15 protein-coding genes are annotated in these 17,887 nt (G+C 62.5%); 5 read left to right on the forward strand and 10 right to left on the reverse strand.

What is annotated here, in order from left to right:
• Positions 1-34 precede the first annotated feature (34 nt).
• Positions 35-1,654 (forward strand): CdaR family transcriptional regulator, encoded by a 1,620-nt coding sequence (locus ACBG85_RS04950; protein WP_058039306.1) that lies wholly within the window; start codon positions 35-37, stop codon positions 1,652-1,654.
• A gap of 71 nt (positions 1,655-1,725) precedes the next feature.
• Here the strand turns inward: ACBG85_RS04950 and ACBG85_RS04955 are convergent, their stop codons facing one another.
• The 3 genes from ACBG85_RS04955 to ACBG85_RS04965 all read right to left on the reverse strand — a co-directional run bounded on the left by ACBG85_RS04955 (position 1,726) and on the right by ACBG85_RS04965 (position 4,081).
• Positions 1,726-2,622: a serine hydrolase gene (locus ACBG85_RS04955; protein ID WP_007734380.1), complete on the reverse strand. Its 897-nt coding sequence runs from the start codon at positions 2,620-2,622 to the stop codon at positions 1,726-1,728.
• Positions 2,623-2,778: 156 nt separating this feature from the next.
• On the reverse strand, positions 2,779-3,414 hold the full coding sequence (locus ACBG85_RS04960) for a ScbR family autoregulator-binding transcription factor (protein ID WP_064074149.1): 636 nt from the start codon (positions 3,412-3,414) through the stop codon (positions 2,779-2,781).
• Between the two features lie 238 nt (positions 3,415-3,652).
• On the reverse strand, positions 3,653-4,081 hold the full coding sequence (locus ACBG85_RS04965; RefSeq protein WP_064074148.1) for an HIT family protein: 429 nt from the start codon (positions 4,079-4,081) through the stop codon (positions 3,653-3,655).
• 87 nt (positions 4,082-4,168) lie between these two features.
• Here ACBG85_RS04965 and ACBG85_RS04970 point away from each other — a divergent pair, with 87 nt between their 5' ends.
• Together ACBG85_RS04970 and ACBG85_RS04975 are read left to right on the forward strand one after the other, a co-directional pair.
• Entirely contained in the window at positions 4,169-5,410 is a 1,242-nt protein-coding gene (locus ACBG85_RS04970; RefSeq protein ID WP_007734387.1) for a glycosyltransferase, read from the forward strand.
• Entirely contained in the window at positions 5,407-7,554 is a 2,148-nt protein-coding gene (locus tag ACBG85_RS04975) for an ArnT family glycosyltransferase (protein WP_372026423.1), read from the forward strand. Before ACBG85_RS04970 ends, ACBG85_RS04975 begins: the two co-directional genes overlap by 4 nt.
• An 85-nt stretch (positions 7,555-7,639) precedes the next feature.
• Here ACBG85_RS04975 and ACBG85_RS04980 read toward each other — a convergent pair whose 3' ends face one another.
• From ACBG85_RS04980 to ACBG85_RS05005, 6 genes are all read right to left on the reverse strand, one after another.
• A complete protein-coding gene (locus ACBG85_RS04980) occupies positions 7,640-8,944 on the reverse strand; it encodes a DUF222 domain-containing protein (protein WP_372026425.1) in 1,305 nt (434 codons plus the stop codon).
• Between the two features lie 69 nt (positions 8,945-9,013).
• A complete protein-coding gene (locus ACBG85_RS04985; protein ID WP_372026428.1) occupies positions 9,014-9,661 on the reverse strand; it encodes an ABC transporter ATP-binding protein in 648 nt (215 codons plus the stop codon).
• 1 nt (position 9,662) lies between these two features.
• Positions 9,663-10,580 (reverse strand): oligopeptide/dipeptide ABC transporter ATP-binding protein, encoded by a 918-nt coding sequence (locus ACBG85_RS04990; RefSeq protein WP_372026430.1) that lies wholly within the window; start codon positions 10,578-10,580, stop codon positions 9,663-9,665.
• On the reverse strand, positions 10,577-11,398 hold the full coding sequence (locus tag ACBG85_RS04995; RefSeq protein ID WP_372026433.1) for an ABC transporter permease: 822 nt from the start codon (positions 11,396-11,398) through the stop codon (positions 10,577-10,579). The genes ACBG85_RS04990 and ACBG85_RS04995 overlap by 4 nt, the downstream gene beginning before the upstream one ends.
• Complete coding sequence (locus tag ACBG85_RS05000) at positions 11,391-12,425, reverse strand: ABC transporter permease (RefSeq protein ID WP_081558750.1); 1,035 nt, start codon at positions 12,423-12,425, stop codon at positions 11,391-11,393. The genes ACBG85_RS04995 and ACBG85_RS05000 overlap by 8 nt, the downstream gene beginning before the upstream one ends.
• Complete coding sequence (locus ACBG85_RS05005; RefSeq protein WP_372026436.1) at positions 12,422-14,044, reverse strand: ABC transporter substrate-binding protein; 1,623 nt, start codon at positions 14,042-14,044, stop codon at positions 12,422-12,424. Before ACBG85_RS05005 ends, ACBG85_RS05000 begins: the two co-directional genes overlap by 4 nt.
• A 171-nt stretch (positions 14,045-14,215) precedes the next feature.
• On the opposite strand from ACBG85_RS05005, the gene purD reads away from it, so the two are divergent.
• A complete protein-coding gene (gene purD / locus ACBG85_RS05010; RefSeq protein WP_007734401.1) occupies positions 14,216-15,472 on the forward strand; it encodes a phosphoribosylamine--glycine ligase in 1,257 nt (418 codons plus the stop codon).
• 242 nt (positions 15,473-15,714) lie between these two features.
• A complete protein-coding gene (locus ACBG85_RS05015; protein WP_007734403.1) occupies positions 15,715-17,283 on the forward strand; it encodes a GMC oxidoreductase in 1,569 nt (522 codons plus the stop codon).
• 74 nt (positions 17,284-17,357) lie between these two features.
• Here ACBG85_RS05015 and ACBG85_RS05020 read toward each other — a convergent pair whose 3' ends face one another.
• A complete protein-coding gene (locus tag ACBG85_RS05020) occupies positions 17,358-17,870 on the reverse strand; it encodes a MarR family winged helix-turn-helix transcriptional regulator (protein WP_231917207.1) in 513 nt (170 codons plus the stop codon).
• Between the last annotated feature and the right edge of the window lie 17 nt (positions 17,871-17,887).

The raw sequence follows: 17,887 nt of genomic DNA on the forward strand, positions 1-17,887 counted from the left end.
CACACTTCGTTCACCGGACGAAGGAGTGATAGACGTGGGCACCGTACGACCTCGCATCAGTTTGGTGCGGCTTCTCGAAGACGTGGGAACTACGGTGCTGAATCCGGTTGTCGGCGACCCGGAGGCGGTCCAGGAGATCGCCTCGGTGGTCATTCACGACCCCGACGACGACTCACCCTCGACACCGGACTCCATGGTGCTGCTCGTCGGCGTCACCGGAGGCGAACGTATCGCGGAGTCCGTGGCCGGCCTGGCCGAGCGCGGAGTACGCGTGGTGGTCGCGCGAGTGACCGCCGAGGTCAGCGATGCGGACCGCGAATCCGTCATCGCCTCGGGCGTCGTGCTGTTGGCCTTGGCGCGAGGAGTCTCGTGGGTTCAGCTGACAAGCCTGCTTCATTCGGTGCTCTCGGCCCGAAACGAAGTCGGGCACATCCACTCACGCGGAGGCGGCCCGGCCGGCGATCTGTTCGCCTTCGCCAACGCTGTCAGCGCACTTCTCGATGCGCCGATCACGATCGAGGACCGCAGCTCACGGGTCATCGCCTTCTCCGGCCGCCAGGAAGAAGGAGACGGTCCACGTATCGCGACCGTTCTGGAGCGGCAAGTTCCTGACCAGTACATTCGAGTGCTCGAAGAGGCCGGGGTCTTCGACCGGCTCTATCGCAGCGACGATCCGGTGTGGGTCTCGGCCGAGACCCTCGGTACCAAAATGGGTCGTATCGCCGTGTCCATCAGAGCCGGCGACGAGTTCCTCGGCTCCATGTGGGTGGCAACCGGTGAGCCGATGTCCGACGACCGGATGCGTGCTCTGCGCGATTCAGCTGGGTTGATCGCGCTGCAGATGTTGCGGTTGCGCGGCGGCGCCGACGCCGAGCGCCGACTGCGCGCAGACCTGATCGCAACCCTTCTCGACGGTGGGTCAGGTGCGGTCGACGCGATGAATCGCCTCGGCCTCGGGACCGGCCCCGCACTCGTGATGGCTTTGGGTCGTAGGTCTTTCGAAGGATCGTCGAAGCCGGACGATGCCGCCCACGTGGTGCGACTGACCGACGCTCTGGCCATGCACCTCGGCGCCGTCCACTCGCAGTCGGCGGCAGCCTTGGTCAACGGAACCGGCTACGCGGTGCTGTCTGTGCGAGGGCATTCCCCGGCCGAGGCCGAGTTGCAGGCGTTCCGTGTGGCCTCGGACTTCCTGGACCGGACCGGAGCGTCCGGCGACACGATCATCGGGATCGGCCGGGTCGTGACCAGACCGGCGCAGCTGAGCCGATCGAAGCGCGACGCCGAACATGCCCTCGAAGTGTTGTTGGCGGGACGAGCGTCGGGCAGCGTCGCCACCTTCAGTAGCGTCCACGTCGATGCCATCCTGTTGGAGATCGCGTCGGAAGCTGCAGCCGAAGGGTTCTCGGACCTCGGACCGATCGAGGCGATCGCCAGCCACGACGCCGCTCATGCGACCTCGTTCGTGGACACTCTCGATGCGTGGCTCAACGCGTTCGGTGATGTCGGTGACGCCGCGGCGTCATTGCACGTGCACCCCAACACCTTTCGGTATCGTCTCAGCAAGTTGAAGGGTATGGCCGCGTTGGATCTCGACGACCCCAACGTCCGCTTCCGGTTGATGGTGCATCTTCGTCTGCGCGGTCCACGCTAGCTCGAAAGCCGAAAAATGCGGGTCGCACTGATTTCTCAGCGCGACCCGCATTCTTTGTCAGTGGGTTCGGATCAGCTGTTGTTGCGAAGTGCTTCGACAGCGATGCGGCCGACGGTTCCGATGGAGGCGTCGATCTTCGGGGCGCGGTGGGTGAGCTCGTGGGACTTGGTGAAGACACCGACGGCGTAACGCTTGCCGTCCGGGTACGCCACGACGCCGGCTTCGTTTCGTACCAGTCCCAGCGTTCCGGTCTTGGCGGCGACAGTGACCTCGTCGGGGAAACCGGACGAAAGGCGGTGCGGCCAGACCTGCTTGCTCATGATGGTTCGGACCTCTTCACAAGCCGATGCGGGGCCGGCTTCATCCCTCCAGATTGCAGCCAGCAACATTGTGATCTCACGAGGAGTACTGGAATTGGAGCGGGCGGGATCCATGACGGAAATTGTCCGAAGAATTTCGATGGGGGGCATTTCCAGCAAGGTGCCCTTGTCGACGCCGAGGTCGTCGTAGACCGTCTTGAAGAGGCCTCGGCAGTCACGGACCAAGTTGGTCTTCTCCAAACCGAGCCCGCGCAGCGTTGCGACGATGTTGTCGAGTCCGAGACGCTCGTACAAGAAATCCGTGGCGGCGTTGTCGCTGAAGCTCATCATGAGCAGAGCGAGGTCTCGCCAGCTTGCAGTCACGTCGTCGGCGCAGCCGCCGATACCGATGCCGCCGGAGCGGAACTCGGCGGTCACCGTGGCGTGCTCGGTCGGATCAAGGGTGCCTGCCGCTACTTCACGGGCGTACTGAAGCACAACAGGAATCTTGAAAACGGAGGCGAGGATGACACCTTCGTCCGCGCCGTAGCCGAACTCTTCGCCGGAATCGATGTCGCGTGCGTGGACGTAGGCATCGGTCTTCGCTTCGGCGAGTACAGCAGCGATCTCCTGCTGTGCGCTCTCAACGTACGTGGCGGTTTCGGTCATTCGAGAAGCCCTTTCGTCGGTATCCATGTATCTGGGTTATTCGTGGATCTGACGATAGTGAGTCGACGACGGGGGGTCTTGTACGAATCGACGAAGGTTGGCGCACGGTTCGGTGCTGATACGCCGAATCATCCGGGCGTCGGGGTGTTCTCCGGATCAGGACGCATAAGTTTCGAGGCGACATCCGACCAGTTCGGCGACGTCGCTGCGTCGCTTGTCGGAGACCACGCCTGCCAACAGGAGGGTGAACAATTCGTCGATACGGTCGTTCAAATCGCTTCGTCTGGTGAGCACGTTCGAAACCAGTTGAACGCCGGTGAATGCCGAGATCACTACGCGACCCACCGATTCCGGCTCCACATCGTCGCGGATGTCGCCTTCGAGCTTCGCGGCCTCGGCCAGTTTTCGAAGCTCGCGGATCCACGCGACGTACGGGCCTTGCGAACCGTCGGCAGAGGCCAACTCGAGGGTAAGTCGGATTCCCGCACGAACAATAGGTTCTGCGACGAGTTGGCGGCCCATCTCGTGGCACACCATGACGAGCTGTTCCAGTGCCGGTGCGCCTGTGGCTGCAACTGCGGTGAAGGCACTGATCGAGATCTGGTGCTGTTCTTCGATCACCGCCTGAGCCAGTTCGTCTTTGGACGAGAAGTGAAAATAGACCGCGCCCTTGGTCATCTGCGCCGCGGACACGATGTCATTCATGCTCGTGCTGCCGTACCCCGTGACTTCGAACCGATCAGCAGCACCTTGAAGAATCTGTCGGCGACTGATCTTGGCACGTTCCTGCATTGCTCCCTTGTCCTCCGACTGTTAACACGTGAACCAGTTTTAGGGCCCTAGGTCCCGGACCAGCGACCCACGGTAGCAGCGAATCTCGTGCTCGCGCGACAGCGCGAAACGGACTGTTCGGTGTGCAATCGCAGGTCACGGTCGGTAGGAGCGACAAATGCGACCGCCGCAACCTCCGTTGGAGGCTGCGGCGGGGAGTCCAGTTATCGGCCAGCGAAATTCGGTCGAAGGTATGCGATCAACGAGTCGAGACAGTTGCCTCGAAGCCGAGGTCGCGTAGCGCCGACTTGAGTTTGGTCTGTGCCTCGTCGAGAGATTCGGGTGACGGCGAGGTGTCGGCGCCACTGATGTCGAAGTTCCCCATGTCGTATGCGGGGAAAACATGAACGTGAAGATGCGGAACTTCCAGACCTGCGATGAGGAGACCCGCCCGAGGCGCGTCGAACGCCTTCCGCACGGCTTGGCCGAGGTTGCGGGCAACAGCGGTGACCTTGGCAAAGAGTTCAGGATCCACGTCCTGCCACTGATCGACCTCGGCTCGCGGAACCACAAGCACGTGGCCCTGCGTTACCGGCGCGATGGTCAAGAACGCGACGACGTCCTCGTCCTCCCACACGAAACGTCCTGGTAGATCCCCGTTGATGATGGCACTGAAGACTGAAGGCATACCCCGAGATTAGCCCGCGTCCGGTTGCCAGGAAACTCCCAGGCTGGACGCAGGTTCGTCGGAGCCGGCCCGACAAATCTAGGACGCATGACGACAGAAGCCATGCAGACCGCGGGCAGCACGGACGCAGAGGAGGTCTCCGCGACGACTGTAGTGCTGGACGTGGTCGTCCCGGTATACAACGAAGAGGCAGGCCTCGAGACGTGCGTGCGGCGCCTGCGCCGGCATTTACGCACGCAGGTGCCATTCTCTGCACGAATTACCATCGCGGACAACGCCAGTGTCGACGGCACGTTGGCACTCGCACGTTCCCTCGCCGAAGAATTCGACGACGTCCGGGTCGTCCACCTGGATGCGAAGGGTCGTGGTCGAGCACTGCGGCAGGTATGGAGCGACTCCGATGCCGACGTGGTCGCGTACATGGACGTCGACCTCTCGACCGACCTCAACGCCCTGATGCCGTTGATTGCTCCGTTGCTCTCCGGACACTCGGACATCGCCATCGGTTCCCGGCTGGCACGATCGTCCCGCGTGGTGCGCGGCCCCAAGCGTGAGTTCATCTCACGTAGCTACAACCTCATCCTCCGAAGCGCACTGCATGCTCGCTTCTCCGACGCCCAGTGCGGATTCAAAGCCATGCGCGTCGATGTTGCACGGCAACTACTTCCGCTGGTGGAGGACACCGGGTGGTTCTTCGATACCGAATTGCTGGTGCTGGCCGAGCGAGCGGGCATGCGGATTCACGAGGTCCCTGTCGACTGGGTGGACGACCCGGACAGTCGGGTGGACATCATTGCCACGGCAGTTGCCGACCTCAAAGGTGTGGTCCGTGTCGGGCGAGCACTGTCTACCGGTTCCCTTCCATTGGCCGAGCTCAGGGCTAGTTTCGGACGTGAACCGTTGGTTCCCGGAGTTCCACGAGGAATGGTCGGGCAGCTCTCACGCTTTGCCGTGGTGGGAGTCATTTCGACGCTCGCGTACGCGCTGCTCTACCTCGCTCTGCACTCGATCATGGGTGCGCAGTGGGCCAACGCCGTCGCATTGCTGGTGACCGCGGTATTCAACACCGCCGCCAACCGGGCCTTCACCTTCGGGATCCGAGGGTCGGAAGGATCCGCTCGTCACCAGATGCAGGGCCTGCTCGTGTTCGGGTTCGGTCTACTGCTCACCAGCGGATCGTTGTTCGTGCTCGACGTCATGGCGCCCGATGCTTCCAAGCACGTGGAGCTTGCCGTACTCGTCATCGCCAATCTTGTTGCCACAGTCAGTCGATTCATCGCACTGCGCTGGGTGTTTCGCACCGCACAATCCGTAGGAGCCAATCGATGACCGCCACTGCAGGGACACTCGCCGCGCCGCTGCCAGCGCCGGAACCGCAACGTCAGGTGCGCTGGGAACCGTGGGCACTGGGAGTGTTGTTGGTGGGCACCGGAGTCGCCTACATCTGGGGCCTGGGTGCGTCCGGATGGGCCAACTCGTTCTATGCCGCTGCGGTACAGGCAGGTTCGGTGTCGTGGAAGGCTTTCTTCTTCGGCTCCTCGGACGCTGCAAACTCGATCACCGTCGACAAGCCGCCCATGTCCCTGTGGTTGATGTCGCTGTCGGTTCGCATCTTCGGACTCAATTCCTGGGCGATGTTGGTGCCGCAGGCACTCCTCGGGGTCGGATCGGTTGCACTGTTGTGGGGAACGGTTCGACGGTATTTCGGTGCGGCCGCCGGCCTCCTCGCGGGCCTGGTACTTGCGCTCACACCCGTAGCGGCGCTGATGTTCCGGTTCAACAACCCGGATGCTCTGCTGGTGCTCCTGATGATCGCAGCAGTGTGGGCGATGATGCGCGCCGTGCAGGACGGCCACACCCGCTGGCTCGTGTTGGTCGGTATCTTCTGCGGATTCGGTTTCCTGACAAAGCAATTACAGGTCATGTTGGTGGTTCCACCGCTGGCGCTCACCTATCTGATCGCCGGACCGCCGAAACTGGGTAAGCGCGTACTCCAACTGTTCGCGGCACTGGGCGGACTGATCGTTTCCGCCGGATGGTGGTTGGCAATCGTCGAACTGTGGCCGGCCGACTCGCGTCCGTGGATCGGTGGTTCACAGAACAATTCGATTCTCGAACTGACGCTCGGCTACAACGGGCTCGGGCGCTTGAGCGGCAACGAGACCGGAAGCGTCGGCGGCGGCGGAATGCGCGGTGCTGGTGATGCCGCGGCCGGCGCTGCTGCGGGCGGTTTCCCCGGCATGGGCGAGGCCGCAGGTGGTATGGCCGGGGGAGGTATGGCACCAGGTGGTGGGGCCGGCGGTGGTATGTGGGGGAGTACCGGCATTACCCGACTGTTCGAATCGGCCCAGGGCGGACAGATCGCCTGGTTGATTCCTGCTGCACTGATACTTCTGGCGGCTGGAATCGTGCTGCGAGGCAGGGCACCCCGCGCTGATACACAGCGCGCGTCATTCATCGTCTGGGGACTGTGGCTGTTGGTGACCGGACTGACCTTCAGTTTCATGGCGGGAATCTTCCACGCCTACTACACCGTTGCGCTGGCGCCGGCGATCGCCGCGCTGATCGGTTCAGGATCGGTAGTGGCGTGGCGTCATCGTGACGTCCTCTGGGTTCGCATCATTCTGGCGGTGTCCTTGGCCGCAACCGTCGCGATGGCGTGGGTACTGCTCGGACGCTCGCCTTCGTTCGTACCGTGGCTTCGCTGGACCATTCTGGTGGTCGGCATCGTCAGTGCCGTGGCAGTGCTGATTCCGGCATTGACGCGAGGTCGATCGGCTGTGGCAGTGATTCTCGCAGCGATCTTCACCGGTCTGGCAGGTCCGACTGCATACGCGATCGACACGATCAACACTCCGCATACCGGTTCCATAGTTTCGGCCGGACCGAGCGTCGAAGGTGGAATGGGTGGGCCCGGCGGTGGCCGCGGAGGCTTCGGTGGATTCGGTGGCACGGCTGATGGCGGTAACCGTCGGACTGACGGGGCTGGGACCGGAATGCCGGGCACGCCCCCTGTAGGAATGGGTCAGATGCCCGGTGGTGCAACAGTTCCGGGCGGTACCACGCCGACCACCGACGGAACGCGGGGCGCAATGGGAGGCGGTGCCGGTGGTCTACTGCAGGGCAGCACGCCGGGAGCCGCTGTTGTGTCCACACTCGAAGAGAACTCCGACCAGTTCACGTGGGTAGCCGCGGCAATCGGGTCCAACAGCGCCTCGGGTTATCAGCTTGCGACGCAGTCACCGGTCATGGCTATCGGAGGGTTCAACGGGAGCGATCCGTCGCCGACGCTCGCGCAGTTCCAGCAGTACGTGGCAGAGGGCAAGATTCACTTCTTCATCGCAGGCGGTGGGATGGGTGGCGGTATGAACGCCGAAGGCACCGCTACCGCTATCTCGACGTGGGTGACCGAAAACTTCACCGCCACAACGGTAGACGGAGTAACCCTCTACGACTTGACGGTTGCAGGCTGACCATAATGAACGCACGCCAGGTCCGCATCGGAGGTGCTTCCTCCGATGCGGACCTGGCGTGAAGTTGTATGCCTGAGGTTCGTCCTCAGGTTTTGAAGGTGGTGTTCGCCGGCCGTGGTTGCTGCTGCGGGTCGATCGAGGGTGGTGGGATGAACCAGGGTTTGTTGTCGGCGCCGATGCGGATTTTCCATTTCCCGACGAACCCGGATTTGCGGTGCATCAGTCGGTGGTGTGAACGGCACAGCAGGACCAGGTTGTTCATCACCGTCGGGCCGCCGTTGGCCCAGTGCTTAATGTGGTGCGCATCGGTCCAGGCCGGTACGCATGTGCAGCCGGGGAAGGCGCAGCCTTTGTCTCGGGCGATCAACGCCACTCGCTGTTCGGGGGTGACCAATCGTTTTCCGGGTTGCGCATCCAAGGGTGCGCCGTGACTGTCGAGCAGGACGGTGGAGAGGAAGCAGTCGCAGCCGAGGAGTCTGGTCTGTGACACGGACAGTGGTCCGAGCCAGGGCATGTGCCCGACATCAAGATCCGACTGAGACTCTTCACCATCAGCAGTGGAGGGTGTTGCGGCGCAGTCACGGTGCTCAGCGAGATCACGCGCGTTGATGTGCACGTTCACGTGCGGGCGTTGGCCACCATCGGTACCGGTTTTCGCGCAGTCGAGGTAACGGCGGATCAGTTCGGTGAACCCGTCGGCCGTGCGCTTCGCCGTCGACCGAGCATCCGGGGTTCCATCAGGTGCCGGGGTCGGCATCGTCAGACTCGACAACGCCGACAACAACATTTCACCGGTGAGGGCATCGAAATCGCCGCGCACCACCACCCGACCGTTCAACGTCGACGCGATCCGCAACTCGTTGAGATCGACATCTTCGGCGGGCGGGATCTCATCCGATTCGAACAACCGCTCCAAGGTCGCGATCACGTTCCGCACTTTTGTCGTCGTCGCCTCAACTCCGGAAGCAGCCGCAAGCAGTAGGTCGATACAGCGAGGGAGCGCTTCGTCTGGCATGCCTTTCGGTGGTGATTCACAGAACGCCACGATCAACACGGCATGCTCGAACGAGCAGTCCCCGCAATCGAACCGAGCAGCCACCGCCGGAAACGGCCGCAAAGCTGCACCTAACGCGGCGATCTTCTTCCCGTCCCGAACCTGCAGCATCGTGTTGGCCGCCAACCAGGACCCCACTCCGCGGCTGGCGATCACCTGATCATCCGGGCGCATCGACATCTCGTCGACCACCGCCACCCGCACAGCCTCGAGACGCAGAATCTCCGCACTCGCCTCGATAGCAGCGGTACGCAACTCAGAAGCAGACAACTGCCACAGGCGTCCGCGTAACCCCACCGCAGAACCAGACACCACGTCCGACAACAAGACGCTCATTGAATCCCCCGATCCCCTCCCCAAATCATACTCGAACACGTGTTCGAGTCAAGAGTTGATTTCGCAGGGCTAAGCGCTGATACTGTCGAGGTCGTGGACCACGTCGCAGCAGGCGCCGAGTAATTCGCGATCATGGCTGATGAGTAATACACCGACGCCGGTTTCGGCGGCGCGACTCTCGATCAACCGAATGAGCGCGGCCGTCGTGGCGGCGTCGAGCATCGCCGTCGCCTCGTCACAGATGAGGTATTTCGGTTGTTGCGCCAGCGATCTCGCCAGGCAGGCGCGCTGTAGTTGGCCGTCGCTCACCTGGTGGGGTCTACGGGACAAGAGATCGGGAGTGAGGCCCACTTCTGCTGCCAGTGCGACCACATCGATTGACCTACTGGCAATATCGCTGGGTTGACCGATGATCGAGGCGAGCGTCTGCCGAGGGTCGGTCGATGCGCGAGGTGACTGAAACAGCATGGACACCGTCCCGCGTAGTGCCGCGGGTACCGAGAATTTGGTACCCACAACGGGTGATCCGTCGATCCGCACCTCGCCTGACCACGGTGCATCCAGCGAAGCGAGAATCCTTGCAAGTGTTGATTTTCCGGTGCCCGAAGGCCCGGTCAGGCCGATCAGCTTTCCCGACGGAATCTCGAGCGAGACGTTCTCGAGAACTGGCCGGTTGCGACGGTAACCGCTGGTGATTCCCAGAGCTTGCAGACTCATGTCAGCCCACCTTCCGCAGCGTTCGGTACGTGCGGTCACCCAATGTGACGAGTTCGGTCGGGCCACCGGATTGTTTCGACTCCGGGCGTCGTAGGTGATAGACGCACTCCTCGGGGAGATCGGTGAGTTGCGGTGGCGATCCCGGCATGGGAGTCAAACCTCTGGAAGGTAAGGCGCCGAGAAGGTCTCGGGTGTAATCGTGAAGCGGATCTTTGAACACCAGCGCGGCCGGACCGGTCTCCATGATGCGTGATGCGTACATGACGGCAAGTCGATCCGCGACACCGCTGCGGGTAAGGGATGCCAGGTCATGGGTGATGAGCAGGACAGCCGCCCCGGAGTCAGCGCACTCTCGAAGTAATCCCATGACGTGGTCGGTGAGTTCGCGGTCGAGGTTGGCGGTGGGTTCGTCTGCGACGATCACCGACGGATTCCCGGCCAGCGCACCGGCAATGGCCACGCGTTGCGCCATGCCGCCCGACAGTTCGTGCGGGTAGCAGTCCAGGGCCGACGGTTCGAGTCCGACGCGAAGTGCCAAGGCATCGCAAGTGTGATCGCTGCCGAGTGCGTCGATCGTCTCCTGTAGCTGCGATCGCGCAGTCCGGACGGGGGTGAGATGTGTTGCGGCGGATTGTGGAACGAGAGCCACGTGCCGCCCACGGAACGCGGTGCCGGAGAAGACGTCGATCTCGAGGTCCGGTGTTCCGACGGTGACCGTTCCGGTTCGAGAAGCATTCGGCGGCAACATGTTCATGACCGAGGTGGCGATGATCGACTTGCCACACCCCGATTCCCCGACAAGTGCGGTCACCGTGCCGGCTGGAACGTCGAGGTCGATGTCGCTCGCAGCGTGAACTACCGATCCTCCGAGTAGAGGGATCCTGACGGTGAGAGATTCGATGCGCAGGCCGTGGTTCACAGTCGCAACTCCGAAGGTCGAGGGGGCGTGAGCATCGACCGCAGGGCCGAACCGGCGACGGCAACTGCGACGGTGGCGATCACGAGAACTGTGGCGGGGAATACCAGCGTCCACCAACCGCCGAGGAGCAGAGAACTGCGTGCCTCTTCGAGAAGCGTCCCGAGACTGGGCTTGTGCGGGGGAAGGCCGAATCCCAGGAAGGACAACGTCGATTCGTGCCAGACGGCGTGGGGCAGCAGGAGAACGACTGCGATCAAAGCCTGTGGCGCCGTCGCCGGCACGAGGTGGCGCATGATCACGTGACGTCGACTGGCTCCCGCGAGAATGGCGGCGTCGATGTAGGGACGCTCGCGCAGACTCAAGATCTCGGAGCGGATGATCCGGGCCACTTGGGTCCAGTGGGTCAGTGCGATCGAAAGCACGATGGCGGCAATGCTTCCACGGAACATCGCGACGATGACGATGCCGAGCAACAGGTGGGGGAGTGCGTTGACGGCATCGGTGCCGCGCATGACGAACCTGTCCACCCAGCCGCCGACCAGTCCGGCCGTAGTGCCAACGGCGACGCCGATCACCGTGGCGAGCAGCGCGCAGGCGAGTGCGATCAGAAGTGAGGTTCTGATGCCTGCAGCTATGCGCACGAATAGATCTCGGCCCGCCGAGTCCGTTCCGAAGGGGTGATCGAACGACGGAGCCAGGCGAGCCGCCGAGAAGTCTGTGACTCGGTCGTCGACGTCGGCCAACCATGGGACCAACGCCGCGTACAGCGCCACGAGGATCAGCACGCCGAGGGCGATCTTGAAGCGTCGTTCAGCCATCGGTACTCACTCTCGGGTCGAGTACTGCAACGAGGACGTCGGCAAGCAGTGAGCCGAGCATGACCGTCAATGTCGTACCGACGGTGAGGAACGCGAGCAGTGCCATGTCGAGGTCACGGGCTGACGAGACGATGGCGCCGGCGATCCCTGGCCAACTGAAGACCTCTTCCACCAGCACTGCCCCGACTATCAGCTCGGGCAGTCGCACGCCGACGATGTTGACGAAAGGCGCCAGTGAGGTCGGCAGTATGTGGCGTTTCGTGATGGTCGGCGTCGGGATTCCGCGTGCTACGGCGCCCGCGACAAATCCCTCACTTTTCGAACCCACGACGGATTCTCGGACCGCGAGTAGGAGCCACGGCATCTGCGAGATGGAGAGGACCGTCACCGGTAGGACCAAGTGCCGGATCACCTGTCCCGGTGTAGGATCGGCACCCCCGTCGGTCAACCCGGCGACGGGGAGCCAGCCGAGAGTCAACGCGAAGAGCGCGATGGCACCCAGCGACAAGACAAACGGCGGAAGTCCTTGGACCACGACGCTCAGCCCGGACACGGTCTTGTCCAAGAATCCTCCACTGCGGATTCCGGCGAGAACACCGAGTGTCAGCGAGGCGAGAATCGCGATGAGGAGTGAGATACCGACCAGCAGCAGGGTCCATGGCAGACGCTCGGAGATAACTTGGGAAACAGGCTGATTGAACGATCTGGAGATCCCGAGATCACCGGTGAACACGCCCTGGAGCCAATTCCAGTACGTGCTGTACCAGGGGTTGTCGAAACCCATCTGATCGGCGATCAACGCTTTGTCCGCGTCGCTGGTCGTCATGTATCGCGTGCCCAGGTAGCCGACAAGTGGATCGAACGGTGAGATCGCGGCGGCGGCAAAGAGTCCCGCGGACACCACGGCGATCACCGGCACGATGAACAACGCCCGCCGACCGACCATCGTGAGGATGGCCTTTCGGCGGGAGTTGCCACGGTGGTCGAGCGATTGCCGCACGTCTACCCGAACGTCGACAGCTGTCATTGCCCTCTGGCCCACGTCTGCAGTGACCACCACGGGCCCCAGGTCACACCGTGTGAGTGTGGCTCGAGTACAGGTCCGGACATCTGCCAGTCGGAATCCTTCGAAACGTACGTATGGTCGAGGAATACGAGGATGACAAATCCGGGATCCTCGACGTACGCCTGCTGCACGTCGCGATACGCGGCGTCACGCGTTGCCTGATCCAGGCTGCGGCGTCCTACTTCCAGGCCTGCGTCGACTGCTGGATTGGAGTAGTCGCTGGCGTTGTCGTAGATGCTGCCGACCCCGGGCGCTATGTACTTCGAGTTCAGCGCGTCGTACGCCTGCGTGTCTGGATCGAAAGGTTCGTCTCCACCACCGAGAAGCGTCGAATCCTGGTTGATTCGAGGGTCTATGCGGTCCCAGGAGAGCGCTTCGAGATCCACCTCGATGCCGACAGCGAGAGCATCGGAGGCAAATGCCTGAGCGAGATCACGTCGAACGGTGTCGACGGAGTTGTACATGATCGTGAACTGCGCCCGCTGACCGTCTTTCGAACGGATTCCGTCGGCACCTTCGATCCAGCCCGCTTCGGTGAGAATTCGCTCGGCCTCAGCCGGGTCGTAGGCGAAGGTTGCGTTCGGGTTGTACGAATCGCCGTAGACCTCGGGGATCGGAGTGGCGGCGACGCGGCCGTGTCCGCCCAGGACGTTGTCGATCATCGACTGGCGATCGGCGGCTAGGTTGAGCGCCATCCGTACGGCTTTGTCGCTTGCCACGGGATTGTTCGTCGGAAGTGAGAGACCGCGCCAGTCCGCTGACTGATGGGCAGTCACCGACATGTTGTCTTTGCCTGAGAACGTATTGGCAAGCAGTGGAGGGAGATTGGTTCCGTCGATCTCGCCGGATACCATACGTTGGGCGCGGGTGTTGTCGTCCGGAACGTAGAGGAGAGTGAGCTTCTTGATCTCCGGTGCACCGTCCCAGTAGTTCTCGTTCGCCTCGAAGACCGCTCGATCCGGTGAGAGATCGACGAGTGTGTACGGACCCGTACCGACAGGCGCGGTGTTCAACGGCGATTCGGCGGCCAGTCCGGGTGTCGCGAGGGATTCCGACGGGACCATGCCGATCAGCATCTTCGTCAGCAGGGGCGCATACGAGTAGGCGAGACGAAACTCGACTGTGCTGTCGTCGACGGCCACGACGTCGCTGATCATGTCGTACGACGACCGCGCTTCGGAGGCGGAAGCCGGATCGAGGATCGCCTTGTACGTGGCAACCACGTCGTCGGCGTCGAAGGTCGACCCGTCGGAGAAGGTGACGCCGTCACGTAGCTTGACCGTCCAGACTGTCGCGTCGGCATTGGCAGTGGGCATCTCCGCGGCCAGAGACGGCTCGAATCCCGGCATGCCGGTCCCTCCGGTGAGCCGGACGAGGCCGTCGTACATCTTGGCCTCACCGGCAGCGCCGAAGCCTGCGACCGGGTTGTAGCCGCCCAGCTCGTAGCCGTCGGCCAAGACCAGGCCGTCGTTGTTGCCCGAGGAGTCGGTGCCAGTCGGGCTACTGCACGACGTGATCAGAAGTGCGCCGATTGCGGCGGTTGCGGTGAGCGTCAGAACGCCTGGTTTGTGGAGTTTCACGGGTGTCCTTTCCTTGGTGGACAGGTGTACGAAAACATCTGTTCACCTATTCAGGTATTCATATGATCTCATCTCGAAACGGATATTTCGCACAAAGGCCGAACGCTGGGACCTTGTCCCCGCCAGTGGCACTCCGAGAGCCCTGTTATCGCAGGCCGTAGTCTGTTCACCGTGCGCGTACTAGTAATCGGCTCCGGAGCCCGTGAACATGCCCTCCTTCTCTCTCTTGCTCGCGATCCAGGTGTCACGGCCCTGATCTGCGCGCCTGGCAATGCCGGGATCGCAAAAATCGCCGAGCAGCACCCCATCGACGTCGCTTCGGGTGACGCGGTTACCGCGCTGGCCCAGAAGGTCGAAGCCGACCTCGTCGTCATCGGACCCGAGGTTCCGCTGGTCCTCGGTGTCGCAGACGCGGTGCGCGCAGCAGGTATCGCCTGCTTCGGGCCTTCGGCCGACGCCGCCCGCATCGAGGGATCGAAGGCTTTCGCCAAGGACGTGATGGCTGTCGCCGGCGTCAAGACCGCTCACAGCGAGATCGTCGACAATCCGGCCAAGCTCGACGAAGCACTCGACCGCTTCGGTCCCAACTGGGTGGTCAAGGACGACGGATTGGCCGCGGGTAAGGGCGTAGTCGTCACGACGGATCGTCTCGCCGCGCGCGATCATGCCGCAGAACTGCTCGAGACCGGACACCCGGTTCTCCTCGAGTCCTTCCTCGACGGTCCGGAAGTTTCGCTTTTCTGCCTCGTCGACGGCGAAACCGTGATCCCGCTGCTCCCGGCTCAGGACCACAAGCGAGTAGGCGACGGAGACTCCGGACCCAACACCGGCGGCATGGGCGCGTACACCCCATTGCCGTGGCTGCCCGACGAGATGGTCACGCAGATTGTCGACGACGTCGTCAAGCCCGTCGCTGCCGAGTTGGTCGCGCGCGGTAGCAGTTTCTCCGGCCTTCTCTACGCCGGTCTGGCGATCGGTGTCGACGGCCCGGCCGTCGTCGAATTCAACTGCCGGTTCGGTGACCCCGAAACTCAGGCCGTGCTTGCTCTCCTCGAAACGCCGCTGGGCGGTCTACTCAATGCGGCCTCGACCGGAACACTCGATTCGGTCGGTCCGTTGCAGTGGCGCGACGGTTCCGCTGTCACGGTCGTGATTGCCGCGGAGAACTACCCGTCAACCCCACGCACCGGCGACGTGATCACCGGAGCCGACGCCGACGGAGTCCTGCACGCCGGTACCAAGAAGCGTGAAGACGGTGCCGTCGTCTCGGCCGGCGGGCGTGTGCTGAGTGTTGTCGGAGTGGGCAAGGATCTGACCGAAGCTCGCGACGACGCCTACGCAAAGATCGCCGACGTCAAGCTTCCCGGCGGTCATTTCCGCAAGGACATCGGACTCGGCGCCGTCGAAGGTCGCATCTCAATTCCCTGACTCGTTCTTTCGGAGGGCCGGTGAACTTTCTGTTCATCGGCCCTTTTCATGGAAAATCAACGGTTCCTCGAAGTTACCCACGAGTATGGACTTCTCGTTCGGTTTCTCCCGGTATATCTCAGCGCGGGGGTCACGGAAAGAGAAGGGCACACTTGAGCATTCGCGCTGGATCCAACGAACGGCACGCACGTACCAATTCCACGCTCTCGCGTAGAAACTTCTTGGCAGCAACAGGATTAGCTGTGGGGGCCGCCGCACTCTCGTCCTCGTGGACCACGGCGGCCGCTGCGCCCAGACGAGCATTGAACGACGGAGACCGTGTCCCCGCGCTCGTGATCGGCAGTGGATACGGCGGTGCCGTTGCGGCACTTCGCCTGACACAGGCCGGTATCGACACGCACATGGTCGAGATGGGGAAGTCGTGGACCACACCAGGGTCCGACGGCAAGATCTTCTGCCCGATGCTCTCGCCCGACGGTCGGTCCTTCTGGCTCAGAGACCGTACAGTTCAACCGGTTTCACACTTCTCCGGCGGCTCGGTGGACAAGAACATCAGCCGCTACGTCGGTGTTCTCGACGCCGAGGACTTCGGCGGGATCAAGGTCTACCAGGGCCGAGGGGTCGGCGGTGGGTCGCTGGTCAACGGCGGTATGGCCGTCACACCCAAGCGTAACTACTTCGAAGAGATCCTGCCCGGTGTCGATTCCAACGAGATGTACTCGACGTATTTCCCGCGCGCGAACGCTGCGCTCGGAGTCAACAACATCGACCCGGCCTGGTTCGAATCGACCGAGTACTACAAGTTCGCGCGGACGGGGCGAAAGACCGCTGAGAGATCCGGTTACACAACAACGTTCGTGCCGAATGTCTACGACTTCAACTACATGAAGCAGGAAGCTGCCGGCCAGGTCACCAAGTCTGCTCTGGTCAGTGAGGTCATCTACGGCAACAATGCCGGAAAGAAATCTCTGGACAAGACGTACCTCGCTGCGGCATCCGCCACCGGCAAGCTCACCATTTCAGCTCTGCACGTCGTGACCTCGGTTGCCCCGGCCGCGACCGGCGGTGGCTATCAAGTGGTGATGAACCAGATCAACGAGCAGGGCAATACCGTCGGCACCAAGACAGTGACGGCGGACAAGGTCTTCTTCGCGGCCGGCAGTATCGGGACCAGCAAGCTCCTGGTCGCGATGAAAGCGCAAGGGCAGCTGGCGAATTTGCCGGGTGCAGTTGGACAGGAATGGGGTCACAACGGCAACGTGATGGTGGGCCGCGCCAATCACATGTGGGACGCCACCGGTGCGAAGCAGTCCGCGATCCCCGTGATGGGTATCGACAACTGGGCCGACACATCCGCTCCCGTCTTTGCGGAAATCGCACCCTTCCCGGCCGGTACCGAACTGTGGGTCAGCCTGTACTTGGCGATTGCCAAGAATCCGCAACGTGCTCAGTTCCAATTCAACTCGGCAACAGGCAAAGTCGGATTGAACTGGCAGCGCTCGCAGAACCAGCCGTCGATCGACATGGCGAAGAAGCTCTTCGACAAGATCAACAAGAAGGAAGGCACGATCTACCGGACCGACCTCTTCGGCCCGACGCAGACGTGGGGCGATCAGTTGACGTACCACCCCCTCGGCGGTTGTGTGCTCGGCAAGGCGACCGACGGCTACGGTCGTCTGCCGGAGTACCCGGGTCTGTACGTCATGGACGGATCCCTCGTACCGGGCAATGTGGGAGTCAATCCGTTCGTCACCATCACCGCTCTGGCCGAACGGAATATCGAGAACATCATTGCGAACGACATGAACTAGGGCGGTAACTCGTCAGCAGGTGCGGTGCGGTGCGGCAGGTGCTGCACCGCACCGCTTCTGTATGTCCCGGAGTGTCACCGCGGTGCGTGATCTCGCAATGATCGATTGACTCGGTCGAGGATACCGACGGCAGTGGTCAATGTGTCGAGGTCGCCCTCGTCGAGGGCCGCCAATTCTTCGGCGAGAACGCCGATGCGTAGTTCGGATCGACGGTCTCGTCGCGCGCTTCGCTCGTCCTTCACGAAAAGTGTGCTCACTCGGCCGTCCGTGGGATCGGGTCGCCGCTCGATCAGGTCTTTGTCGGAGAGGATGCGCACCAGCGTGCTGACGGTGTTCGGGCGTCTGGAGAGGCGATCGGCCACGGCCCCGATGCGAGTGCCCGGATGGTGTGCGACATCGTGAAGTACTTCGGATTGTGCCTCTGGCAGAGTCGCGTCGGTACCCGACGTATCCATGTATTCCCGCAGCGCTCGACGCAATTCGAACGCCGCAGCGATGAGTGATCTCGATGCTTCTTCCGCGGTGGGCACGCGATCGGAGTAGCGATCGACCTCGTGTGATCCACGCCCTGGAACTGTATCTGACACAGATATAGTTTACAGTT

It is taken from the genome of Rhodococcus sp. NyZ502 (assembly GCF_041464245.1).
GTDB lineage: Bacteria > Actinomycetota > Actinomycetes > Mycobacteriales > Mycobacteriaceae > Rhodococcus_F > Rhodococcus_F qingshengii.